The 23,610-nt window shown below is 64.2% G+C and carries 18 protein-coding genes; 11 read left to right on the top strand and 7 right to left on the bottom strand.

What is annotated here, in order from left to right:
* Positions 1–85 precede the first annotated feature (85 nt).
* From DAD186_RS00375 to DAD186_RS00365, 3 genes are all read left to right on the top strand, one after another.
* Positions 86–1,156 carry an ROK family transcriptional regulator gene (locus tag DAD186_RS00375; RefSeq protein ID WP_065247034.1) on the top strand — a complete coding sequence of 357 codons (1,071 nt, stop codon included), beginning with the start codon at positions 86–88 and terminating at the stop codon, positions 1,154–1,156.
* A gap of 9 nt (positions 1,157–1,165) precedes the next feature.
* On the top strand, positions 1,166–2,041 hold the full coding sequence (locus DAD186_RS00370; protein ID WP_065247033.1) for an SDR family NAD(P)-dependent oxidoreductase: 876 nt from the start codon (positions 1,166–1,168) through the stop codon (positions 2,039–2,041).
* A 138-nt stretch (positions 2,042–2,179) separates the two neighbouring features.
* Positions 2,180–3,673 carry a sodium:solute symporter gene (locus tag DAD186_RS00365; RefSeq protein ID WP_065247032.1) on the top strand — a complete coding sequence of 498 codons (1,494 nt, stop codon included), beginning with the start codon at positions 2,180–2,182 and terminating at the stop codon, positions 3,671–3,673.
* 20 nt (positions 3,674–3,693) lie between these two features.
* Here the strand turns inward: DAD186_RS00365 and DAD186_RS00360 are convergent, their stop codons facing one another.
* Entirely contained in the window at positions 3,694–5,022 is a 1,329-nt protein-coding gene (locus DAD186_RS00360; protein ID WP_208854260.1) for an MFS transporter, read from the bottom strand.
* 224 nt (positions 5,023–5,246) lie between these two features.
* Between DAD186_RS00360 and DAD186_RS00355 the strand changes: the two genes are divergently transcribed.
* Positions 5,247–8,102: an FAD-binding and (Fe-S)-binding domain-containing protein gene (locus tag DAD186_RS00355; protein WP_065247031.1), complete on the top strand. Its 2,856-nt coding sequence runs from the start codon at positions 5,247–5,249 to the stop codon at positions 8,100–8,102.
* A gap of 18 nt (positions 8,103–8,120) precedes the next feature.
* Here DAD186_RS00355 and DAD186_RS00350 read toward each other — a convergent pair whose 3' ends face one another.
* Entirely contained in the window at positions 8,121–9,053 is a 933-nt protein-coding gene (locus tag DAD186_RS00350) for a PI-PLC domain-containing protein (protein ID WP_082990998.1), read from the bottom strand.
* A gap of 113 nt (positions 9,054–9,166) precedes the next feature.
* Positions 9,167–10,870: a PHP domain-containing protein gene (locus DAD186_RS00345; RefSeq protein ID WP_065247030.1), complete on the bottom strand. Its 1,704-nt coding sequence runs from the start codon at positions 10,868–10,870 to the stop codon at positions 9,167–9,169.
* 179 nt (positions 10,871–11,049) lie between these two features.
* Here DAD186_RS00345 and DAD186_RS00340 point away from each other — a divergent pair, with 179 nt between their 5' ends.
* Complete coding sequence (locus tag DAD186_RS00340) at positions 11,050–11,859, top strand: hypothetical protein (RefSeq protein ID WP_065247029.1); 810 nt, start codon at positions 11,050–11,052, stop codon at positions 11,857–11,859.
* Between the two features lie 72 nt (positions 11,860–11,931).
* On the opposite strand, the gene codA is transcribed toward DAD186_RS00340, so the two are convergent.
* From codA to DAD186_RS00325, 3 genes are all read right to left on the bottom strand, one after another.
* Positions 11,932–13,167 carry a cytosine deaminase gene (codA, locus tag DAD186_RS00335; protein WP_065247028.1) on the bottom strand — a complete coding sequence of 412 codons (1,236 nt, stop codon included), beginning with the start codon at positions 13,165–13,167 and terminating at the stop codon, positions 11,932–11,934.
* A gap of 106 nt (positions 13,168–13,273) precedes the next feature.
* Complete coding sequence (gene codB, locus DAD186_RS00330; RefSeq protein ID WP_082990997.1) at positions 13,274–14,587, bottom strand: cytosine permease; 1,314 nt, start codon at positions 14,585–14,587, stop codon at positions 13,274–13,276.
* A gap of 171 nt (positions 14,588–14,758) precedes the next feature.
* Positions 14,759–15,016: a hypothetical protein gene (locus DAD186_RS00325; RefSeq protein ID WP_065247027.1), complete on the bottom strand. Its 258-nt coding sequence runs from the start codon at positions 15,014–15,016 to the stop codon at positions 14,759–14,761.
* A 147-nt stretch (positions 15,017–15,163) separates the two neighbouring features.
* Between DAD186_RS00325 and DAD186_RS00320 the strand changes: the two genes are divergently transcribed.
* Positions 15,164–16,462, top strand: coding sequence for a carboxylate--amine ligase (locus DAD186_RS00320; RefSeq protein WP_082990996.1), 1,299 nt, complete (start codon positions 15,164–15,166; stop codon positions 16,460–16,462).
* A gap of 92 nt (positions 16,463–16,554) precedes the next feature.
* Here the strand turns inward: DAD186_RS00320 and DAD186_RS00315 are convergent, their stop codons facing one another.
* On the bottom strand, positions 16,555–18,165 hold the full coding sequence (locus DAD186_RS00315; RefSeq protein ID WP_065247026.1) for an amino acid permease: 1,611 nt from the start codon (positions 18,163–18,165) through the stop codon (positions 16,555–16,557).
* 269 nt (positions 18,166–18,434) lie between these two features.
* On the opposite strand from DAD186_RS00315, the gene DAD186_RS00310 reads away from it, so the two are divergent.
* From DAD186_RS00310 to DAD186_RS00290, 5 genes are read left to right on the top strand one after another with little or no spacing between them, the layout of a single operon-like run.
* A complete protein-coding gene (locus DAD186_RS00310; RefSeq protein WP_065247025.1) occupies positions 18,435–19,802 on the top strand; it encodes a glutamine synthetase family protein in 1,368 nt (455 codons plus the stop codon).
* Positions 19,795–20,529: a gamma-glutamyl-gamma-aminobutyrate hydrolase family protein gene (locus DAD186_RS00305; RefSeq protein ID WP_065247024.1), complete on the top strand. Its 735-nt coding sequence runs from the start codon at positions 19,795–19,797 to the stop codon at positions 20,527–20,529. The genes DAD186_RS00310 and DAD186_RS00305 overlap by 8 nt, the downstream gene beginning before the upstream one ends.
* Complete coding sequence (locus DAD186_RS00300) at positions 20,526–21,884, top strand: aldehyde dehydrogenase family protein (protein ID WP_065247023.1); 1,359 nt, start codon at positions 20,526–20,528, stop codon at positions 21,882–21,884. The genes DAD186_RS00305 and DAD186_RS00300 overlap by 4 nt, the downstream gene beginning before the upstream one ends.
* Positions 21,885–21,916: 32 nt before the next feature.
* Complete coding sequence (locus DAD186_RS00295) at positions 21,917–22,714, top strand: 3-oxoacyl-ACP reductase (protein ID WP_065247022.1); 798 nt, start codon at positions 21,917–21,919, stop codon at positions 22,712–22,714.
* 33 nt (positions 22,715–22,747) lie between these two features.
* A complete protein-coding gene (locus DAD186_RS00290) occupies positions 22,748–23,479 on the top strand; it encodes a FadR/GntR family transcriptional regulator (RefSeq protein ID WP_065247021.1) in 732 nt (243 codons plus the stop codon).
* The last annotated feature ends 131 nt before the right edge of the window (positions 23,480–23,610 follow it).

The following is a 23,610-nucleotide window of genomic DNA, read 5'->3' as shown; positions in this document are numbered from 1 at the left end:
TAAAATAAATCACCGTCAAGCACATTCCTCGAAGTGGGAGGCATCTCGCGTTCCCTCCCCGCAGCATCTGGCAAAGTTGAGTACCGTGAACTCCCCCACCGTCCCCGAGCGACTCACCCTCGACACACTCCCGCCATCGGCAAGGCGCGTGTACCTCGAGCTGCTCCGCTACGGGCCGCTTCCGCGCACGCAGCTCGCCGAGCGGCTCGGGCTGAGCGCCGCTTCCCTCACGCGCGTCACGGCCCCGCTCGTGGAAGCGGAGCTCATGCTTCAGGGAACCCCCGTTCCGAGCGAGGTGGGCCGGCCGGCGATCCCCCTCTCGGTGAACCTCACGAGCTTCGCCCTCATCGGGCTGTCAATTACGCACGAGAGCCTCGTGGCGATCGTGACCGATGCACGCGCAACCGTGCTCGATTCGCGCACCTCTCGCCTCACCGACCTGCGCCCCACCGCCGTGCTGGGCGAGGCTGCCGCCCTCATCGGCGAGCTACGCGACGCTCTCGCTGCGAAGAATCCCGCGCTGCCCATCGCGGGCGTTGGCGTGAATATCGGTGCACAAATCGACGGCGGGCGCGTCGTCCGCGAAGCCCCATTCCTCGGGTGGACGAACGTGCGCGCCGCCGATCGGCTCGAAGAACTCACGGGCCTTCCCGTCCTCATCGTGCATGATCTGACCTCCCTTGCCGAAGCGGAAAACTGGTTCGGCGCGGGCCTTGAGGCCTCGAGGTTCATCGTGGTGACCGTCGGAATTGGCACGGGCTTTGCCCTCGTGATGGACGGGCGGGTGATCACGGACGAGAACACGGGTTTCGGCACGGTCACCGAGGCCATCCGGGGGGCCGACTGGCCTGATTTGAGCGGCGCCCGCCCCCTCACCGCCGAGGAGTCGGCGCGCGCGGCCCGCAAGGTGGGCCGGCTTGTGGGAACGGCCGCAGCGTTCACGATGCCGCAGGCCGTCGTGATTTCCGGCGAGGGCGCGCGGTTCCTCGCGGGGAACGAGGAGGAGCTCGACGCGGGCATCGCCGAAGTGAGGCACGTGAGCGCGAGCGGCCTCGACATCCAGCTTCGCGAGCACGATTTCGCCTTTTGGGCGCGCGGCGCTGCGACCGCCGCGATCCAGTGGATCCTCGGCGTGGGCGAGGTAATCGCTCGCTAGACTCGACGCATGGCTACAAAGCGCATGGACAGCACGCAAAGCAACCCGAGCCCCCTCACCTCGGAACTGATCGTCATCACGGGCGCCTCCGCCGGCATCGGCGCAGCTCTCGCTCGACGGCTCAGCGATAGCGAATGCCGCCTGATCCTGCTCGCCCGGCGCGAGGAGAAGCTCAAGCCGCTCGCCGCTGAGACCGGCGCGGCGTACTACCCCGTTGACCTTTCGGATGCCGACGCCGTCGCGAAGGTGTGCGAGAGGATCCTCTCCGAGCACGGCACGCCCGACATCCTCATTAACAACGCCGGATCGGGGCGCTTCCTCAGCATCGAGGAGACGAGCCCCCAGGAGGCGCGCGAGCAGATGGCGCTGCCGTACTTCGCGGCCTTCGACATGACGCGCGGCCTCATCGAACCGATGCTCGCCCGCGGCGGCGGCACGATTTTCCAGATCAACTCCCCCGTCGCCCAGATCGCGTGGCCCGGCGCCGTGGGATATGCCGCCGCCCGCTACGCCGTTCGCGGCTTCACCGAGGCTCTGCGCCAGGACCTTCACGGCACCGGCATCAACGTGGGTTCGCTGACCCCCACGCGCGTGCACTCCGACTACTTCAAAGCCAACCCCAATTCCGAAAAACGCGTGCCCAAAGTTGAGCTGCTCGTGGGCACGATGACCCCCGACGAGGTTGCCGAAGCCGCCGTCCACGCCCTCGAACACCGCCCCAACAAGGACTCGAATGCACCGTGGCGCTGGGCGCTCAGCGCCCCGATCGCGCGTGCAATTCCCGCGCCATTCCTGTGGCTTTTCCGGGCCACGGGCTACAAGCGCCCGCGCGGCCGGATCGGGGGCAGGCTTCTCGGGCGGGGCCGACGCTTGCCGCGCGCGTAATCGATCCGCGCATAAAATTTTCTTCCAAAAACTAGGGATTGCCCGTACGATGGTTTCACGCGCAGCGTTGCGCACCTCCTGGTGAGCGGCGCACAGCTGTTTCTCTTGACCACGACTATGCACGCCCTAGGAGTTTTTATGCAGGTCATCGACATCGTGGTGGTGATCGCGTACCTCATCGCGACCGCCTGGCTCGGTTTGAAGCTCAGCGGAAAACAATCGGACGCCAAGGACTACTTCCTCGGCGGTCGGGACATTCCGTGGTGGGCGGTGTGCCTGAGCGTCGTTGCCACGGAAACGAGTGCGCTCACGGTCATTGGCATTCCGGTCATGAGTTTCGTAGGCGACATCAGCTACCTGCAGCTCGGCTTTGGCTACATCGTGGGCCGCGTGATCGTGGCCTACCTCCTTCTCCCCCGGTATTACGACGGCGAGATGGTCACGGCCTACGCCTACCTCGGCAAGCGTTTCGGTTCGGCCACCCAAACCACGGCGGGCGTCACGTTCCTGTTCACGCGCCTTCTTGCCGACGGTGTCCGCGTTCTCGCTGCGGCCATTCCTCTCAAGATCATTCTCGACGGCCTCGGGGTGCACACGAACTACTTCGTCATCATCGTCGTGCTTGCGGTCGTCACGATCCTCTATACGTTCATTGGCGGCATCCGCGCGGTCGTGTGGGTTGACGTGGTGCAAATGTGCCTCTACGTCGCGGGTGGCCTGCTCGCGATCATCGTCGTGAGCTCCTCGCTCGGCTTCTCGTGGTTCACCGATGCGGTCGAGGCCGGAAAAACGAACCTGTTCATCCTTGGCGAGAACCCCATCAGCGGCGCGTCGGGCCTCATTCCGTCGCTGCTTGGCGGCACCGTGTTCGCGATGGCCTCGCACGGCTCGGATCAGCTGATCGTGCAGCGCCTGCTCGCGTGCCGCACGAAGGCGGAAGCGCAAAAGGCGCTCATTGCCTCGGGCTTCGTGGTGGTCGTGCAGTTTGCGATCTTCCTCGTGGTGGGGCTCGCCCTATGGGGTTGGTACAACCACGCCACACCCGCCGAGCTTGGGCTCACGCGCGACGACGAGATCTTCCCGAAGTTCATCATCGAGGGCCTGCCCGCGGGTGTTTCGGGCCTGCTCCTCGCGGGTATCCTTGCGGCCGCGATGTCGACCCTGTCGTCATCGCTGTCGGCGCTCAGCTCCTCGACCGTCACGGATGTCGTCGCGAAGCTGCGTCGCACTCCCATGACGAAGGACGACGAGCTCACAACGGGGCGCGTCGCCACGATCGTGTGGGGCCTTTTGTTCATTCTCCCCGCAACGTTCTTCCGCAGCGACGAGGGCAGCATCGTGGTGCTGGCTCTCGGCATCGCGGGCATTACCTACGGCGGGCTGCTCGGCGCGTTCGTGCTCGGCATCGTCAACAAGCGGGCACGCACGCTCGATGCCAACATCGCATTCCTGTGCGCGGTCGCAACCAACGCGTTTTTCTTCGTAATGGAGAAGTACGTCGTGGGCGAGGTGTGGATCGCGTGGCAGTGGTACCCGCTGCTTGGCGTGCTCGTGACCCTCGCGGTTGGCGGATTGCTCTCGCTCAGGCATTCGAGCCCGGCCGAAGTTGAACCCCTCGACCGGGCTGTGTAAGTCGCCGAGCAAAGCCTCGTTTACTCGTGAGCGCCGGGCAGGTGTGCCTGCCAGGCAAGCGCGACCTCCACGAGCGTGAGGATCGCAATCACGGCGCCGCCAATGAGCATCGCCGTGTAGCTGAAGATCGTGCTGAGCGCCGCGAGAAGCATCGGCACGAAGAAGCCAAGGTAGGCAATCGAGTAGAACACGGCGGTGAGGCCGGCAAGGTCGTCGGGCCCGGCGAGGCGCTGCACTTCGCTGAGGCCGGCAACGAGCGCGAGGCCGTAGCCGCAGCCGAGGGTCGCGGCGGCGATGAGGCCGATCGTGAGGCTCGTCGTGGAAGCGGCGCCGGCGGCGAACACCGCGCCGGTCGCCACGATCGCCATGGCGATCACGGAGGCACGCGCGCTTCGATGCGTGTCGATCTTCTTGCCGACGGTCTGGATGCCCACGCCGAAGCCGAGGGTCACGGCGGTCATGATGCCCGCGAACGCGATCGGGTAGTCACCGGCGCGATCCTTGAGCAGAGCGGGGAGAACGGCGTAGGCGGTGCCACACGCACCGAAAACCCACGGCGCGACGGGAAGCACCACGCGCAGGAAGCGCTTGTGCGCGGCCTTCGGAACGATGAGCTTCGACATGAGCGTCTCGGCACCCGAAGCGGGCTCATTCTCGGCAGGAAGGTGACCTGGTGTGCGCGTTTCGGGCGCGGTGAAGAGCCACAGACCGGTCACGATCGTGATGAGGATGTGCAGCGCATACGAGGTGCGGGTTGGCCACGGGCCCCACTGCGCGAGGATCGCGGCCACGAGGGCACCGGCGAGGAAGCCGGTGGTGAGGGCGAGCGACGCCCTGCGGGCGCCTGCGGCGGGGTTGGCCCCGGAGGCGTCGGAAATTTCCTTGATCCACGCGGTGCCGATCGCCATGACGAGACCGAGCGCAAGACCGCACAGGATGCGGCCGATGCCGATCATGAGGGGCGAGCCGGGAGCAAGCATCAACATAAGGCTGCCGAGGAGGCTGAGCGGTGCGGCGGGCAGCAGAATCGGGCGGCGACCGTAGACGTCGGAGAGGGGGCCACCGATCATAAGAGCCGGGACGATACCGAGAACGTAGGCACCAAGCAGACCATCGACGACGAGGTCGGAGAAGTGCGAGACCTCGCGATACATCACGAGAAGCGGGGTGAATTCGTTACCGCCCCACGCGATCGCGAAGATCGACGCCGCCACTGGCCACCACGCGCCGGCCGGGAGATCCGGCAGGGGGCGCGAGTCTTCGGGGAGGGTTTCGGGAATCGCTTCGAGTACGTGGGCGTGGTCCGACGCCGGGACGGCCGGCATCGAGGCCGTGTCAGTGGCGCTCACTGGCTTAAGTCTCCTTGGGTACGAGAAATGTGGATGGGATGCGACTTCGCCGGCGCCAGCTCCTCTATCTTGACGTGAGCGCCGTACGAAACGCTAACCTTTCCCTCCGTTTTGTATGTCATTTCATAACTACCAAGCGTTGCGGAATCACCACTCCCCCATCACACGGTCCCATGCCACTCGGGCTAGGCTTAAGGCGTCGTCTACGCCTAACCGGCGCGCCCATGGAGGATTTCGTGAACACCGCCCCCGCATTCGTCACCGCTGCCGTGCGCGACGAAAGCCGCATCCAGACTCGACTCATCGACAGGGTGGCCGCCGCAAGCGACGCCTCCCACTACCTCTTCACCCCCGAAGCCGTCGTCCTTGCCGATACGGCACGCGAGGTCGCCACGCTCCTCAAAGGCGCGAACGCCGCCAAGAGTCCCGTCGCCTTCCGCTCGGGCGGCACGAGCCTCTGCGGCCAATCCGCGAGTCCCCACGTTCAGATCGACGTGCGCCAAAACTTCCGCCACATTGAGGTTCTCGACGAGGGCGCACGCGTGCGCGCCGGTTCTGGCGCCACAGTCGCCCAGGTCAACGCCCGCCTTCGCCGCTTCAAGCGTCGCCTCGGGCCCGACCCGGCAAGCGAGGCCGCGTGCACGATCGGCGGCGTCGTTTCGAACAACTCGAGCGGCATGGCCTGCGGCACCGAATACAACACCTACAAAACTCTCGAATCGATGGTCATGGTGCTGCCGTCGGGCCTCACCCTCGACACGAGCGACCGCGAGGGGGCCGACGCTCGCCTGCGCACCAACGCGCCCGACATCCACGAGGGCCTCTCGCGCCTTCGCGAAAGGGTCGTGTCGAATCCCGAAAGCGTGCGGATCATTCGCGAACGCTTCGCCCTCAAGAACACGATGGGTTACGGCATCAACGCGTTCCTCGATGCCGAGCGCCCCATCGACATCCTTGAAAAGCTCGTGATCGGAAGCGAGGGCACGCTCGCGTTCATCGCCGAGGCGACGTTCCGCACAGTCCCGATCCCGGCCCTCACGACGACCGCGCTCGCCGTGTTCCCCTCGCTCGATGCGGCCACCCGTATCCTGCCCGAGCTCGTGGACTCGGGGGCGGCGACGCTCGAGGTCATGGACTCGACCTCGATCGCGGTGGGCCAGAAGCTCGCGCGCGTGCCCGAGCAGATCCAGGGCTTCGCGCCGAGCACGGAGGCAGCGCTCCTCATCGAGTACCGCGACGATGAGCACGAAAAACTCGTCGCGGCCCAGCGCGCCGGCGAGGAGATCCTGCGCGCCCACGAGCTGCGCTCCCCCGCCATTTTCTCCGAGGATCCGGTCATGCGCGGGGCCGCATGGGCTTTGCGCAAGGGCCTCTACGCCTCCGTCGCGGGCGCGCGCGAAAGTGGCACGACCGCGCTTCTCGAGGACGTCGTGGTGCCGCCCGCGAACCTCGCCGACACGTGCGGTGACCTGCACGAGCTCTTCGACGAGCACGGGTACGAGAACTCCGTGATCTTCGGCCATGCGAAGGATGGCAACATCCACTTCATGCTCACGGATCGCTTCGAGAGCGACGCGGCCCGCGAGCGCCTCGGCGCCTTCACCGAGTCGATGGTGGACGTGGTGCTCGCTCGCGGCGGTAACCTCAAGGCCGAGCACGGAACGGGCCGCGCGATGGCGCCGTTCGTGCATCGCCAGTACGGCGACGAGCTCTACGCCGTGATGAAAGAGCTCAAGCACCTCGTGGATCCCGCGGGAATTCTCAACCCGGGCGTGCTCATCGAAAGCGACCCGAAGGCGCACCTCGAGAACTTCAAGCTCAACCCCACGATCGAGGTCGAGGCCGATCGCTGCGTCGAATGCGGCTATTGCGAGCCGGTGTGCCCGAGCAAGGACCTCACGCTCACGCCGCGCCAGCGCATCGTGGTGCGCCGCGCCGAGGAGCGTGCCCGCAACGCAGGCGATGCGGCAACGGCGGATGAGCTCGCGAAGGACTACGACTACGAAGGCATCGACACGTGCGCCGTGGACGGCATGTGCGTGACGGCGTGCCCCGTGGGGATCAACACGGGTCTGCTCGTGAAGCGGTTGCGCCGCGAGAACACGAACGCTGTCGAATCCGGCGCGTGGAAGGCCGCGGCAGCGTCGTGGGGTGCGATCACGCGCGGCGCCGCGGTTGGGCTCTCGGTCGCGGATAAGGTTCCGGCACCTGCCGTGGGGGCGGCCACGGGCGTGGGCCGACGCTTGCTGGGCGAGGACACCGTGCCGAAATACACGAAGGACCTGCCGGCCGGCGGGAAGGCTCGCGGCACCCTCGGCGAGCACGCAGAGCACCGGGCTGTCGGCTCGAACCTGCCCGGCCGCCTATTCGGCGCGCCCAATGGCGAGGTCGCGAGCATCTATGTTCCCGCGTGCGTCAACACGATGTTCGGCGGGGCCGCGCCAGGTGGAAACGTCGTCTCCGCGTTCGAAAAACTCCTTGAGAAGGCGGGCCTTGCGCTTCTCATCCCGAAGGGCATCGATTCCACGTGCTGCGGCACGCCATGGACGTCGAAAGGCAAAGCCAAGGGGCACGAGGTCATTTCAGCGAAAACCCGAAAGGTCGTTGACGCCGTGCGCGAGCTCGACCTGCCGATTGTGAGCGACGCCGTGAGCTGCACCGAGGGCTTCGCGGCGATCCTCGAGCGCGACGGTGCCGACGTCATCGACGCCGTGCAGTTCACCGCCGAACATCTTCTTGAGCGCCTCGACATCGACCTGTCAAGCGAACACGTGATTCTCCACCCCACGTGCTCCTCCACGCAGATGGGCCTCAACCCGGCGCTTACAGCGGTTGCTGAGGCCGCCTTCGCGAAGGTCACCGTGCCCGATGCGTGGGGTTGCTGCGCCTTCGCGGGCGATCGCGGCATGCTCCACCCCGAGCTCACCGCCTCGGCAACGGCAGCCGAAGCAGCCGAAGTGAAAGCCCTCGGCGCCGACCACCACGCCTCCCTCAATCGCACGTGCGAAATCGGCATGACCCGCGCAACGGGAAAGACCTACCGCCACGTGCTCGAGCTACTCGCCGAGCGCGCGCGGTAGGCCTTCGAAAGAGTTGATTTAGGCGGCGCCGCGCTCGAGAAGGAACGCGCGCAGCTCAGCGAGGTCATCGGCGCCCACGACGTCGATACCCGCATCGAGCTGCATCTGCCACAGGATCTCGCGACGCTTGGGCAGAAGCTCGGGAACACCCCACAGGCGCGAGCGCGCGCCGATCGCGTGGGCACCGTCGGAAAACTCCTTGAGCGAACGGAACTGCTCTTCCGGGCGCTCGCCGAAGCCCTGCCAGCCCCACGTCTCCCAATCCTCCGAGATGAGTGGCATGTCGAGCGAGCTGATCTCGCCGCCGAGGTCACCCTTGTGGCCGTCGGCCGAGCCGAACCGCACCGGGTTGTCCTTGATGAGATCGTACGGGCGACCTCCCGTGTACACCACGCGCACGGGGTTCTCGACGACCTCACCGCAGCGGTTCACGTGCCAGAACACGTCGCTGTAGGGCGCAAGCAGCTTCTCGATCGCGGGCAGCTGCTTCTCCCCCTGGTCCTTGATGTCGATCAGGAGCTGGAACGGGCCGTCGTAGCCGGGGAACACGTGACCGCCGTTGGAGCGCACGAGTGCCGCGAGCGGCTTCACGTAGAACTCCTCGAGGGAGCGGCCGCTCGCCGTGCCGAGGCGGGTGTGGCCAAGGAGGATCTGCCCGCCCTCGAACCACACGTCCGCCTCAACCGAGCAAAAGCCCTGTTCAAGCGCATCCCACAGCGGGTGCGTGTGCAGGTAATCGTTGTGGGCGTGAGCGCGAGCAAGCGGGCTCTTCGGCGCCCACCCCTCGGGCGCGGGGTTCTTGAGGCTCGCATCGAAGGGGTTATCGAGAAGGCGCGGGGTGTCGTTCTCGTCGCGCTCATAAAGCGGGGAGGCGCTCGCGGGCGCGAGGGTTGCGGCACTCGCGGCGGTCGCGGCGGCTGCGGTCAGGAAGGTCCGACGGTTGAGGGCCATGCGGGGTGTCCTTTCATGCGGTGTGTGTCCTGGGCGGGCAATGGGAAAGAGGCTCGATTCCGCGGGGCATAACCCCCGCGAAACCGAGCCCACTCGCTTTCACGAAACCGTGATCACTCGACCTCGAAGAAGATCGGGTTGGTGTACATCCACGTGTCGATCCACGGGCTTCCTGCGCCGTTCTCGCCACCGTGGGGAATCGGGCCGGCCGGGTCAACGTCGGCACCCATCGGGCCGACGCCCGAACGCTTGCCGTCGCTCCCGCGCAGGCGAATGTAGCCGTTTTCCTCGACGGCGCCGAGGTCAAACTCGACCGTGAACTCCTCAAGGCCGTGGCCTGCGGTTTCCTTGCGATCAACGACCTTGGTGTGAGGGGCCGTCGTCGTGTTGACATCCTCAACCTCGCCCGTGATGAGCCCGCGGATGAGGTCGATGTGCGCGAGCTCAGGGAGGATCCCCGCGGAGTTCTCCTTCGTCGTGGGCGTCACGCTCACGCGCAGGCCAAGCTCGGTGCCGGCCTTGACCTTGAGGGTGCCGCCGAGAGTCACGGGCTCGACGCTGTCGTCTTTCGCGAAAAGGACGACCTCGAGACCGGAAATGAGGTGGCCGTGCTCGATCCAGATGCGACCGGCACGCATGGCCTCCATGACCGCTTCGTAGGAGCGGCCCGTAGCACCCACGTGCGTGCGGGAGAACTGGCCGGGCCAGTAGTCGCTTCCGCCCTGAGCTTCGTTCGTGTTGACGGGCACGGGGCGGCGGCCCGCACGGTTGAAGTTGCCGAGGCTCGCACCTTCCTCCCAGCCGTCACCCTTCGGGTAGTCGCCCACGCGGTAAGTGTCGTGGGTCTTGAGGTGGAAGTCGGAGTTCGAGGTGATCCAGTAGCGGCGGCCCTCAGAGAGCAGCGAGTCCCACATGCCACCCACGACCGAGGTGAGGTAGTCGAAGCCGCCGCGCGTGCGGAAGGCTTCGTCGGGGTAGTGCGGGGACGAGTCCTTGCGGCGGCTGTTCTCGTATTCGCCGCGCTGGAACTTCGGGTCGCGATTGAGGCCGAAAGCCGAGCCCTGGGCGCCGGGGGCGCCTTCCATACCGAGGTAAATGTCGCGGTCCGCGTCGTGCCACGCGCGAAGCTCGAGCGGCGAGTCGATGCAGTAGCGGCTCGGGTGGTTCGCGATCACGATCGCGTCATCGATGAAGCCTTCGCCCTTCTGCTGGCCGAGCCACGCAATCGCCTCAACAGCCTTCTTCTGCTGGAATTTCTCTTCTTTCGAGTCGAGAGCGGGCTTTTCCCAGCCGTTGAGTTTGCCATCAAACTCGAGCTCGAAGGTGCGCAGCACGCGCGCCTCGTTGATGCCGGGGGCAACGAGAACGGTGCAGTGCTCGGCCGCGGGGATGTACCACTCGATGCCCTGGAAAACCATGAGCTTGCGCTCGTCACGGGCCTTGCGAATAAGGCGGTTCGCCTCCCACACGCCACCCTCGTTGGCGTGGCCCCAGTTCGAGTGCTCGGTGAAGGCGATGACGTCCACGCCGAACTCTTCGGCCTTATCCATGATCATTTCCATCGTGTACTTCGCGTCGTGGCTGTAGAGCGAGTGCACGTGGTGGTCAACGACGAGCCATTCAAGACCGGTCTCGGCGGGTGCGAGATCCTGGCTCTCGGTCGCGCCGGTGGTGGTCACGGGGGTTTCTTCGGCGATAGCGGAGCCGGTGGCTGCGGCCGCGGCGGCACCTAGGGCACCGGCGGCAACGCTGCCGCGCAGCACGGTGCGTCGGCTCGGGGCGAGCGAGGAGGCAAGGGGGGAGCGGAGCTCGGTCATGGGGAATCTTTCTCTCGAGGCGTCGGGGAGACCAATGAGAACGCTAAAGGGAGGAAATGAATAGCGGGTAACGAGTTAGGGGCGAAATTCGACACCGGCGAGTTACCCAGTGTTCACTATGGCCTGTCACAGTTGTCCTCGCTAACCCACTCCCCGCGCCCCAAGGAACGTGTAGAACCATGCAACTCTCCCTCCCGCTCCGCCGCTCGGCTGCCCTCGCCGGCGCCGCAGCACTCCTCGCCCTCCCCCAGGTTGCCACTGCGGCAACCGAGGTCACTCTCGACGATTCCGTGACGGCCACGATCGAGAATGCCGAGGGCGTCCAGGCACACGGCGCACTCGATGCAGACCCCTTCACCTACACCGTGAAATCTCGCGTGAAGTGCGAAGAGCCCTACGTTGATGGCGCACGCACCGTCTTCGTCCAGGGCGAAGGCGAGAAGGCGACACGCGTGGTCATGTCGGGAATCGACTCCCTCGAAAACGACGGCACGGTCATCAACCCGATCGACGCGAGCTTCGTGGACATCGCCGCGAAGGGCGAGGCAGACCTCCAGATCGAATGCGTAAAGATCGACAATGGCATTCCTCAGCCCGCGCCCCAAGCGATCGTCCAGCCACTCACGATCACGGAGAAAGAGTGGCAGATGAAGGGCATCTCCATCACCGAGGTCGCCGATCCCGCCCCCGCGCCGAGTGACAACGGTGGCGCTGAGGGCGGTGTGAACGACGGGGACACGGGCGTAGTCGCCCCGGCCGAACCGTCGGCTGAGGCTCCGACAGCGTCCGACGGCGGCGAAGCCAACGGCCCCGGAAAGACTGAACCGTCGAAGCAGGCCCCCGCGAAACCCTCGAAGGGCTCGGGTCAGGCGAGCGGCGCTCACGGCTTCATGCCGCGCACGGGCGCTGAGATCGCTGCAACGGCCATCCTCGCTCTCGCGCTCATTGGCGGTGGCGCCTTCGCCGTGATCCGCATGCGCAAGAACTAAACAGCACGAGGCATAAGGGAGGGCTCGGGCGATCGCCCGGGCCCTCCCTTATCGCGATGAGGTGTGCAGCGCCTAGCCCCAGAAAACCTCGCGGGTCGCCGGCTCAGTCTTCGCCACCAGCTTGCCGTCTCTGTAGGAGCGGACCACGGGCGCGTTGAAGTTGAGTGCCTCAACCCAGTTCGGTGCATCGAGCACAACGAAACGGGCGGGGTTGCCCACCTCGATGCCGTAATTCTCAAGGTGCAGCGTGCGCGCCGCATTGTGAGTCACGAAATTGTAGGATTCCGCGATCTGCGGGTACCCCATCATCTGCGTGACATAGAGGCCGTTCAGCACAATGTCGCGGAGGTTCCCCGTGCCAAGCGGGTTCCACGGGTCGCGGATATCGTCGGTCCCGAAACTCACGTTGATGCCAGCCTCCGTAAGCTCCTTGACGCGCGTGACGCCGCGGCGCTTCGGGTAGGTATCCATGCGGCCCTGCAAATGCGTGTTCACCATGGGGTTCGACACGAAGTTGATGCCGCTCATCGTGAGCAGGCGCAGCAGACGCACGAAGTAGGCATTGTTGTAGGAATGCATCGCGGTGGTGTGCGACGCGGTGACCTTCTCCCCCATGCCGAATTCGAGTGCACGCGTCGCGAGAGTCTCGAGGCCGCGCGAGGCCTCATCGTCGATCTCGTCGCAGTGCACATCCATGAGCAGGCCGCGATCGCGCGCGAGCTCGCACGCGAAATTGAGCGAGTCCACCGAGTACTCGCGCGTGAACTCGAAGTGGGGAATCGCGCCGATCGCATCGACGCCCATGTCGGCGGCCTTGACCATGAGGTCGCGGCCATTCGGGAACGAATCGATGCCTTCTTGCGGAAACGCCACGATCTGAAGCGTGATGAGCTCGGCCAGCTCGTCGCGCAGCTCAAGCATCGCGCGCAGCGCCGTGAGTTCAGGATCGGTCACGTCCACGTGCGTGCGCACGTACTGCACGCCGAAGCTCGCCTGGTCGCGCGCAACGCGGCGCACGCGCTCCTTGACGTCCTCGACGCTCAAGGTCTTCTTCCGTTCGCTCCAGCGTTCGATACCCTCGAAGAGCGTGCCGCTCATGTTCCACTTCGGCTCGCCCGCGGTGAGAACCGAGTCAAGGTGAATGTGGCTCTCCACAAAAGGCGGGAGCGCGAGGCGGCCCTCGGCGTTCCACGTCTCTTCGCCGGGTTCGGCGGTGAGATTGGGTTCGATGTGGGTGAAGCAACCGTCGGAAATGCGAAGGTCAACCGAGCCCTCCCGGCCCGGTAGCGTGACGTTCTGGATGAGCACGGGGCTGCCTTTCTATTGAAATGGAGTGGGACGGGCGGGCAACGCCACCCTGGAAAGTGGCGGCGCGGCTCCTCGACGATGCAGGCCGCGCCGCCCGCAGAAGGTGTTAGCGGCGCTTCGTCAAGGCTACGCCGAGGAGGTGAATGGCAACCGCCACCGCAACCGCGTTGAGTGCCGAGATTCCCCACGGCACGAAGTAGCCCACGAGGCCGCCGGCAATCACGCCGATGACCGCGTGCGGAGCGATCGTCTGCTCCTTCGCGTTCGGGTCGAGGTAGGCGTGCTTACGCACGAAGAAATCCACGATGAGGATCGCGCCAATCGGCGGCAGTGCCGCGTTGAGGAAGCTCAGCCAGCCCACGAAGTTCTCGTAGAGCCACAGGGCGCTCACCGTGCCGAAAATGCCCGCAATGAGAGTCATGGGGCGGGTGCGCACGCGCGTGATGTTCGAAAAGCCCAGGCCAGAGGTGTACAGGGCGTTGTTGTTCGTCGTCCAGATATTCGCGCCGAGCACGAGAATCGCGGGAATCGCGAGGCCCTGGGCGATCATGACGTAGAAGATGTCGTCCTTGCCGGTGAACGCGCCGCCCACCGCGCCGAAGCTGAACATGAGGGTGTTGCCAAGGAAGAACGCGATCACCGTGGTGATGACGGCAACCTTCGCCGAGCGAGCAAAGCGTGTGAAGTTCGGGGTCGCCGTGCCACCCGAGATGAAGGAACCCACAACCATGCCGATGCCGGTCACGATCGGCATCGAGCCGTCGCCGAAGACCTCCACGAGGCCACCGGCCTTGCTGGTTGCCGTGACCATCGAATAGGTGCCGAGGATCGCGATGAGCGGAACCGAGATGAACGAGACAATCTCGATCGCTTTCATGCCGAAGAAGGCGGAGGCGGTCATCGCGGCGCCGGCGGCGATCACGATCCACCAGGGGCTGATGTGAAGGAGGTCAGCAACGGGGATGCCGAGCATCGCCACGCCCACGCCAAACCATCCCATCTGGGTCAGGCCCACGAGGGCGGAAGCCAAGAGCGAGCCGCGACGGCCGAAGGCGCGGCGGGCGAGGAGGTCAAGCCCCATACCGGTTTTCGCGCCAAGGTAGGCGAGGCCACCGGTGTAGATCGCGAGCACGAGACCACCGATCGCCGTGGCCCACACGAAGCCGCCAAGATCAAGGCCGTTGCCGATCTTCGCGCCCACGCTCATCGAGGCGGAGAAGAAGGTAAATCCGAGCATCACGAAGCCCACGGCCCAAAAACCGTGACGCGCGGATGGGGGAACAGGGGTGAAGCTGAAGTCGGCATCGTGGCCGGTTGCTTCGGTCGGGGCCTGCCCCGAGGCCGTCACTGCGGACTCGTTCTTGACGGGGCGAGCGGAAATGGGGGTGGTTGCGGGGCGCTCAGGCGCTATGGTGCTCATGCACATTCCTCACGTGAAAACGGGACAAAGGCATGGCTGTACCCGGATCACATGAAGTGCTCGCATGGCTCTCTGTCCATGTCCGTGCACAACCTTTCGAAGGCTAGCACCAATCTCGGCGACGTGGAGGCGGTCGGCGACTTCTAGTGGCGCGGCTCGCCTTTTAAGCGCCTATTTTGCTGCTTCGCCATCCGCGTCGCCGTCACCCTCGCCACCGAGCTCATGGGCCTTGTCCTGTGCCGCTCCCGCAACGTCCACAACCTTGTCGGTCACACCCTTGGCCTGCGGGAACTTCTCCTCAGCCTTCGCGGCAAGGTCCACCACGGCGTCGGCCGCCGCATCAACGCCCGCGGGGAGCTTCTCCTTCGCCGTGTCCGCGAGGGACTGCGCGGCATTCTTGACCTTGTCGAGGGGGCTGTTCTCGTTCATCGATGCTCCTTTGGAGATGTGCGCCCTGGGGGCGCTGCTTTAGCAATGAATGATTTTACGGACACTTTGTGCGAGCAAACAGAGAGCGCCAAAACTGCTGTTCGATAAACTCAAGCGCCGGATGTTTCCCAGCGAAAGGCGTTTCACGTGGCCATCTCGAACCTCACTGTCTCCCAGCCCGGCCCCACACCGGGGATCAGCAAAGGCGGCACGGAGTTCAATGTCGTGATCCTCGGCGCGGGCCTCAACTCGCTCAACGTCTCGATTGCCTTTCACAAGGCCTACGGCATGCGTTCACTCACCGTGATGCGCACCCCCGTCGCCATGAACGAGCGCACTGTCACGAGTGCTCACGTCGCTCTCGGTGCGGAGGCCAGCGACTGCGATCTCAAAGACGCGCTCGTTCAGATCGCGAAAGACAAACCCGTCAAGCGACCCACGCTCTTGCTCGCGAACGCCGATTCGTTCATCTCCTTCATCGACACGTACCGGGCCGAGCTCGAGGAGCACTACCTTCTCGCGCAAGTCGATTCCGCCTCCCTTGCGAAACTGGCCGATAAAGCCCACTTCCAAGAGGCGTGCAACGAGCTCGACATTCCGACGATCCCCACTGAAGTCGTGGACTTCTCCCGGTACGGCGGGGCCGATTTTGACGCGCCCGAGCAGCTTCCGTGGGCCTACCCGATCATCGGCAAACCCGCGAACACCGCCGACTATGCGCGCGTCAAGTTCCCCGGCAAGCGCAAAGTATTCGTGCTCAAGTCGCAAGCCGAGTACAAGGAACTCGTGGCGAAGCTCGGGGACGCTGGCTTCACGGGGCGCTTCCTTTTCCAGGAGCTCATCGAGGGCGACGACACCTCCGAATACTCGATCACCGGCTATCGCTCGCGTTCGGGGGACGTTACGCTCACGTGCGCTGCGCAGGTGCTGCTCGGCGAGCACACACCCGATGCGCTTGGACGCCCTGCAGCGATGCTCACCGGTCCTCACCGCGGAATCGTCGCGCAGTTCGAAAAGCTCCTCGACCACGTGGACTACGTCGGCTTCGCCAATGTTGATCTCAAGGTCGACCCGCGCAATGGAACGGCCTACTTCCTCGAACTCAATCCGAGGCTCGGCCGCAACAACCACTACGTCACCGCCGCTGGCGGCTCCTACCCCGAGCACATTGTCGCGGACCTCATCGACGACGCGCCCCTTGAGCGCGTGCGCGCCGAGGAGCAGCACCTTTATTCGATCCTCCCCACGCGCCTCGTGAAGCACTACGTCACCGAACCCGAGCTGCGTGCTCAGCTCGATTCCGCCGTTCGTGCCCACGGCGTGGACAACCCCTACCGCTACGCCCCGGAGGGTGCATGGATGAAGGGCTTCGCTCTCGCTTCGGGTCTCCGCCAGGTGCAGAAGTTCCGGAAGTACTACCCGAAGGCCACGCGCACCGGGTTCTAACCGCGCGTGAACCTCATGGACGGTCCGGGGAAGCCGCAGGGCTTCCCCGGACCGCTTCGTATGAAGGAAGAATGAAAAACGCCCGTTGAGCCCTAGTCTCGAGCGGGTGATACCTCGCCCTCACTGGCCTGGTCGTTGTGTTCACCGTCATCCACGAGATCGTCGAGGTTCACGACGTCGAGGCCGCCCGAGAGCGCGTACTCCTCTTCGGGACTCAGAATCAGCCGGTGGCGACCCCACAGCCAGAAGGTAATGAGCATAACCGCGTAGATCACGATGATTGCGATGATCGCGGGCAGGTAGTCAGGGTTGAGGAGGAAGCCCAGGAAGATGAGCGCGGAGATGAAGGCAGCAATGATTGCACCAAAGTTTCCCCACGGCGATTTGTAGGGGCGCTTGGCGTTCGGGAACCGCTTACGCAGCACAAGAAACGACACCATTTGCATGAGGTAGGCGACGACGGCACCCCAGGCAGCGATGTTGAGAACAACCGCACCGGCGATTCCGCCCTCGCCACCGGCAAGGTCGACGCCCACAAGGGCGCAAAAACCGATGACGGCACCGGCGATAAGGGCTACCCACGGCGTTTGCGTGCGCCCCGTAAGCGAGAGAAACTTCGGGTAGTAACCGGCACGCGAGAGCGAGTACATGTTGCGCCCGTAGGCGAACATGATGCCTTGGAGTGAAGCAAGCAGACCCACGAGTGCAAAGAGTGCGAGGACGGCAGCGAGGCCGTCGCCTACGATCGCGCGGAAGCCGTCGAGGAGCGGTTCGCTTGCCGAGGCGGTCGTTTCTGCGCCGAGCACGCCGGTGTTCAGAACGAGCACGAGAAGACCGGTGACGACGAGTGTGAAGCGCGCCCACAGTGCCGCCTTGGGAATGTCACGGACGGGGTTGTGGGCCTCTTCTGCTGCGAGTGGCAGCTCCTCGATACCGAGGAAGAACCACATGGCGAAGGGCAGGGCGAACAGGATCGGGAGGAAACCGTGAGGCAAGAAGGCCGAACCGCCCGCGTCGGGAACGATGTTGAAGAGTGAATCCCATGAGAAAGCCCCGGAGAAGAGCGCCATCGCACTGAAGACGAGCAGGATCACGATCGAAATGATCGACACCAGAATGGCGAACCTGAACGAGACCGCTGCGCCCGAGGAGTTCAGAGCCACGAAGATCGTGTAGAGGATGAGCCACCACACGGGTTTTGGCAGGTCAACGCCGAGGAGCTGCGATACCACCGCGTCGGCGTAGCCTGAAGAGAAGTAGACGATCACGGCGGTTGTCGCCACGTACTCAATTGTTTCGGCAAGGCCCGTCACAAAGCCCGCGTACGGGCCCATGGCTGCTCTCGCGAATGAGTACGCGCCGCCGGTGTGCGGCATGGCGGCGGCCATTTCGTTGATCGAGAAGATGAGGCCGTAGTACATGACGATGAGAATCGCGTAGGCGATGAGCATCCCGCCGAAGCCCGCGAAATCCACGCCAAAGTTCCAGCCGGAAAAGTTACCGGAAACGACCGCGCCGACCGCGAGGCCCCAGAGTCCGAAGATGCCGGCCGCGCGCTTGAGCTGGCGTTTTTCAAAATATTCGGTGTCCGCTGTTCGATAGGTGACGCCACCGACCTTGGTGACTTCCCCCGATTGCGTGGAGGGCGAGGCGGGTGATGCTGCCGTTGGTTGAGGAGATTGACGATCGCTTTGATCAGCCATTGCATACCTTCCGTAGTGACGAGACCACGTTGACTCGTGTGTGCTGCCCCACAGTACCCGCCTAATGGTTGGATTTCCATGCTTTTGTCGAAATTCGTTAACTGAACTCGAGGGGCGCCACCTCGGAATGCCCAGAGTTTTGCCAGGATTTCGGGTTGCGTAGCTCACATCATGTGATCTAATGGTTGCCAGACCGATGTTTAGTCAATGGCTTGCATCGCCACGTAAGGGCCCCGCCAGGCCACACCGAAGCACAATGAGGAGCTTCCATGTCAGGCAACGAAGGAATGCTGACGTTCTCAGAACTCACCAACCGCATCCACGCCGGCGATATCGACACCGTGATCCTCGGATTCACGGACATGCAAGGCCGACTCGTAGGCAAGCGCATCTCCGCTCGTCTCTTTCTCGACTCCGTCGCCGAACACGGAGCTGAGTGCTGCAACTATCTCCTCGCCGTCGACATCGACAACAACACGGTGGACGGCTACAAGATTTCCAGCTGGAAGAGCGGCTACGGCGACATGGTCATGAAGCCAGACATGGCCACGCTGCGCCAAGTCCCGTGGATCGAGGGCTCCGCACAGGTCACCGCGGACCTCCTCACAACCTCGGGCGAGGAAGTCGCCCCCGCCCCGCGCAGTGTCCTCAAGAAACAACGCGCTCGCCTTGAAGAGCGCGGCTGGACATGCATGGGCGCGACGGAACTCGAATTCCTAATTTTTGACGACACCTACCGTGAAGCGTGGGCCAAGGGCTACAACGACCTCACCCCCGCAAGCGACTACAACACCGACTACGACATCCAGGCCTCCACACGCCTCGAACCTCTCCTTCGCGACATCCGCAACTCCATGGATGCGGCCGGCATGTACTGCGAGGGCGTCAAAGGCGAATGCAACCCCGGTCAGCAAGAGATCGCCTTCCTTTACGACGATGTGCTTACCACGTGCGATAACCACAGCCTCTACCGCACGGGCGCCAAGGAAATCGCTGAAAGACACGGCAAGTCCATCACCTTCATGGCGAAGTTCAACCAGCGCGAAGGCAACTCGTGCCATATTCACATGAGCCTGCGCGACAAGGATGGCAATCCCGTGTTCGCCGACGAATCCCGCGAAGGCGGGCGCAGCGTCATCATGGATCAGTTCCTCGCGGGGCAGATCGCCGCAGCGCGCGAACTCGCCCTCATGTTCGCCCCCAACATCAACTCTTACAAGCGCTATCAGCCCGGCACATTCGCACCGACCACACTCGCGTGGGGCCTCGACAACCGCTCGTGCGCCTTCCGAGTCGTGGGCAACGGCAAATCGCTGCGCTTCGAGAACCGCATTCCCGGCGGCGACGTCAATCAATATCTCGCGATGGCCGCGATGATCGCCGCGGGTCTCCACGGCATCGACAACGAGCTCTCCCTCGAGGAGGAGCTCGTGGGCAACGGCTACGAAAGTGACAAGCCGAGGGTGCCGACGACGCTCCGCGAAGCCGCCGACCTGTTCGAAAACTCCGAGATTGCCCATGCCGCCTTCGGCGAGGACGTCGTCGAGCACTACACGCGGGCTGCCCGGGTCGAACTCGAAGCGTTCGATGCCGCCGTCACGGATTGGGAGCGCGTGAGGGGCTTCGAACGTGGCTAGCGCACCCATCATCGGTATATCGACATACCTCGAACCTGCCACGTGCGGGGTATGGGATACGCGCGCATCCTTCCTGCACGAGGCCTACCTTCAGGCGGTCCTCGATGCCGGCGGTGTGCCCGTCCTGTTGCCCCCGCAACCGTCGGAAAGCGATCGCGCCGCCCAGGTAATCGCGAAGCTCGACGGGCTCATCCTTGCCGGCGGAGCCGACGTCAACCCAGCCCGCTACGGCGAACAGCCACACGAGAAAACTGGAGCGCCCCGCGATGATCGCGACGAGTGGGAAATCGCGCTGTACGTGGCGGCACGCAGCGTCGGGCGTCCCATCCTCGCGATTTGCCGAGGCATGCAGATCGTGAACACGGTTCACGGAGGCACTCTCCTTCAACACCTGCCCGACGTTGTGGGATCGGATCTCTACCAGCCTGCCCCGGGCGTGTTCGGCTCGGTGGACATCGAGATCACCGAAGGCTCGACGCTCGCGAACATCCTCGGGACCACAGCGCGCGATATTCCGGTCTATCACCATCAGGCAGTCGGAAAGGTCGGGAGCGGACTCGCGGTTACCGCGACGACGTCCGACGGCACCATCCAGGCACTCGAGTGCCCATCTGCACTGGGTTTCTTCCTTGCCGTCCAATGGCACCCCGAACAGCAACATCACGACCGCAGACTCTTCGAAGCCCTCGTCAATGCCACGCCCCACACCTCTAAGGAGCGCCCATGACTACGTTCGACATCATCAACCCCGCGACCGAGGAGTTCATTCGCAGCATCGAGCTCGTCGACGTCGAGGCGACTGACGACGCCATCGCCAAGGCCGTCGTTGCACAAAAACGCTGGGCGGCCACCGCTCCAGCCTCGCGAGCACAGGTTCTCCGGAGTTTTGCCCGCATCGTCGCCGACCACAACGAGGAGCTCGCGCAGATCGAGGTTGCCAATGCCGGCCACCCCATTGGGCAAGCTCGGTGGGAAGCACAAAACGTTGCGAATGTCCTCGAATACTACGCAGCTGCGCCCGAAAGGCTCATCGGCGAGCAGATTCCCGTCGAGGGCGGCGTGAACGTGACCTTCCATGAGGCGGTAGGCGTCGTCGGCATCATCACCCCGTGGAACTTCCCCATGCCAATCGCTGCGTGGGGCTTCGCCCCCGCACTCGCGGCTGGCTGCGCCGTGGTTCTCAAGCCCGCCGAATGGACACCGCTCACCGCGATCCGCATTGCCGAGCTCGCCCTCGAGGCCGGCCTTCCCGAGAACCTTCTCACGGTTCTTCCCGGCAAGGGCTCCGTCGTCGGCAACCGGTTCGTCACGCATCCCGACGTGCGAAAAGTCGTGTTCACCGGTTCAACAGCAACGGGAAAAACGATCATGCGCGGCTGCGCCGAACAGGTTAAGACCCTCACGCTCGAACTCGGGGGAAAGAACGCGAACATCGTGTTTGCCGATTCCGACCTCGAGAAGGCCGCCGCAGCAGCCCCCGCCGGGGTTTTCGACAATGCCGGGCAGGATTGCTGCTCGCGCTCGAGGATCCTCGTCGAAAAATCCGTGTACGAGAAGTTCATGGAGCTCTTCGAACCCGCCGTCAAGGCATTTCGAGTTGGTGATCCCGCGAACGACGACACCGAAATGGGGCCGCTCGTGGCGAAAGCCCACCTCGACAAGGTTACCGGATACGTGGACGACGAATCACTTGTCGCCTTTAGAGGGAGAGCACCGTCGGGCCCCGGCTTTTGGTTCCCGCCCACCGTACTCACGCCCGAGCGCACGCACCGGACGGTACACGAGGAGATTTTCGGTCCCGTCGTCACCGTGCTGCCGTTCGAGGACGAGGCCGATGCACTCGCCCTCGCAAACGACACCGAGTACGGGCTTTCGGGGTCGATCTGGACTCGCGACATCGGCCGCGCGCTTCGCGTGTCGCGCGGGGTCGAGGCGGGAAACCTCTCCGTCAACTCCCACTCGTCGGTGCGGTATTCCACGCCGTTCGGCGGGTTCAAGCAGTCCGGTCTAGGCAGGGAACAGGGGCCCGACGCTCCCCTCGCCTTCACCGAAACCAAGAATGTCTTTTTCGCGCAGGACTAGCCAACATCCACCCCTTGTAGAAAGGTTTTGACATGTCAGAGACGACTATCGAAAAGATTGATCTCACCCAACGATTGAAGGGCAAGGTTGCCGTGATTACGGGCGGCAGCTCCGGTATCGGGCTTGCGACCGCGCGCCGATTCGCGGCCGAAGGCGCCACGGTCGTCATCGGCGATCTCGATGCGACAAACGGAGAGGCGGCTGCCAAAGAGGTCGGTGGCCTCTTCGTCGAAACGAACGTCACGAGCGAAGAGCAGGTCAACCACTTATTTGACGAAGCAGCTCGCGTGTACGGCTCGGTCGATATTGCCTTCAACAACGCCGGGATTTCGCCCGCGGACGACGATTCGATTGAGACGACCGAGCTTCCCGCGTGGGAGAAGGTGCAGGATGTCAACCTGAAGTCGGTCTACCTGTGCTCGCGCGCAGCACTTCGCCACATGACGAAGCAGCAGTCCGGGTCGATCATCAATACGGCTAGTTTCGTGGCGGTGATGGGTTCGGCAACCTCGCAGATTTCCTACACCGCCTCGAAGGGTGGGGTGCTCGCTATGACGCGCGAGCTCGGCGTGCAGTTCGCCCGTCAGGGCATTCGCGTCAACGCCCTGTGCCCGGGGCCCGTCGCCACTCCCCTCCTTCAGGAGCTTTTCGCCAAGGATCCGGAGCGTGCGCAGCGTCGACTCGTGCACGTTCCCGTTGGGCGATTCGGTGACGCAAAGGAGCTTGCGGCCGCCGTCGCGTTCCTGGCGAGTGACGACGCCTCCTTCATCACGGCGTCCACGTTCCTCGTCGACGGCGGTCTCAGCGCCGCCTACGTCACGCCACTCTGAGCCGCCGCGACACTTGTGACAAGATGTTGAGCGATGACTGATCTACCTGATCCCGCCCCCGTGCTGAACTCCTGGGTTCTTTTGAAACCCGGAGCAGCCTCGAACGCTTTCGAGGGGACCGTGCACAGGCTTGTTCAATCGCTCAAACTTGGACTCGTTGCTCCGGGGGAAAAACTTCCCCCGGAGCGCGAGCTCGCCTCGATGCTCGGGGTGTCGCGCGACACCGTGCGCGAGGCCATCTCTGCTCTCGTTGAGGCGGGTTACCTCGAAGCGAAACGGGGCCGCTACGGCGGGACGTTTGCAAAAAATCCGCTTCCCACTTCGAGCGCGCTTTCGGAGACCTCGAGCCGAGTCGCGTCCATCATCGACACACTCGCCCTTCGAGCGGTTGTCGAAGTGGGGATCGTGCGCAGACTCGCCCACCAGGAGCTTCCACGCGAAAGCCGCGAACGGCTGTGGCGCGCCCACGAGGAATGCCAGGCTGCCGATCTGGCCGACTACCGCGTGTATGACACCCGCCTGCACCTGCTCATGGGGGAGCTCGTTGACGCTCCCTCTCTCGTTCCAGTTCTCGCCGATATCCGCATGCGGGTCAACGAACTCCTTGACCAGATTCCCCTGCTCCAGCCCAATATTGAGCATTCGTGCGAGCAGCACCAAAGGATCGTCCAGGCCATTCTTCGCGGACGGCCAGATGTGGCCTCGGTCGAGATGGAGGAGCACCTCGCGGGAACCGAGGCGCTTCTGCGAGGCTTCCTCGACTAGTCACAGCTCACTCCCCCGCGGCGTTTTAAGGGATTGATCCGGGATTACCCGCGTTCTCGCAGAAAACGAGTAAATTTCGGGACTTTTTACCCGTTTCAATCCCGGAGTTTTCCCCGAGGACATGCCGTTTT

Source organism: Dermabacter vaginalis, assembly GCF_001678905.1.
In the GTDB taxonomy this organism is placed as follows: domain Bacteria; phylum Actinomycetota; class Actinomycetes; order Actinomycetales; family Dermabacteraceae; genus Dermabacter; species Dermabacter vaginalis.
This window is presented reverse-complemented; position numbering and strand designations above follow the sequence as displayed.

Excerpts from the sequence above, each read along its gene's own strand:
- DAD186_RS00345 (WP_065247030.1), bottom strand. The coding sequence starts at position 10,870 with ATGACCGAGCTCCGCTCCCCCCTTGCCTCCTCGCTCGCCCCGAGCCGA.
- DAD186_RS00370 (WP_065247033.1), top strand. The coding sequence starts at position 1,166 with ATGGCTACAAAGCGCATGGACAGCACGCAAAGCAACCCGAGCCCCCTC.
- DAD186_RS00310 (WP_065247025.1), top strand. The coding sequence starts at position 18,435 with ATGTCAGGCAACGAAGGAATGCTGACGTTCTCAGAACTCACCAACCGC.
- DAD186_RS00295 (WP_065247022.1), top strand. The coding sequence starts at position 21,917 with ATGTCAGAGACGACTATCGAAAAGATTGATCTCACCCAACGATTGAAG.
- DAD186_RS00300 (WP_065247023.1), top strand. The coding sequence starts at position 20,526 with ATGACTACGTTCGACATCATCAACCCCGCGACCGAGGAGTTCATTCGC.
- DAD186_RS00325 (WP_065247027.1), bottom strand. The coding sequence starts at position 15,016 with ATGAACGAGAACAGCCCCCTCGACAAGGTCAAGAATGCCGCGCAGTCC.
- DAD186_RS00315 (WP_065247026.1), bottom strand. The coding sequence starts at position 18,165 with ATGGCTGATCAAAGCGATCGTCAATCTCCTCAACCAACGGCAGCATCA.
- codB (WP_082990997.1), bottom strand. The coding sequence starts at position 14,587 with ATGAGCACCATAGCGCCTGAGCGCCCCGCAACCACCCCCATTTCCGCT.
- DAD186_RS00350 (WP_082990998.1), bottom strand. The coding sequence starts at position 9,053 with ATGGCCCTCAACCGTCGGACCTTCCTGACCGCAGCCGCCGCGACCGCC.
- DAD186_RS00365 (WP_065247032.1), top strand. The coding sequence starts at position 2,180 with ATGCAGGTCATCGACATCGTGGTGGTGATCGCGTACCTCATCGCGACC.
- DAD186_RS00355 (WP_065247031.1), top strand. The coding sequence starts at position 5,247 with ATGGAGGATTTCGTGAACACCGCCCCCGCATTCGTCACCGCTGCCGTG.
- DAD186_RS00290 (WP_065247021.1), top strand. The coding sequence starts at position 22,748 with ATGACTGATCTACCTGATCCCGCCCCCGTGCTGAACTCCTGGGTTCTT.
- DAD186_RS00340 (WP_065247029.1), top strand. The coding sequence starts at position 11,050 with ATGCAACTCTCCCTCCCGCTCCGCCGCTCGGCTGCCCTCGCCGGCGCC.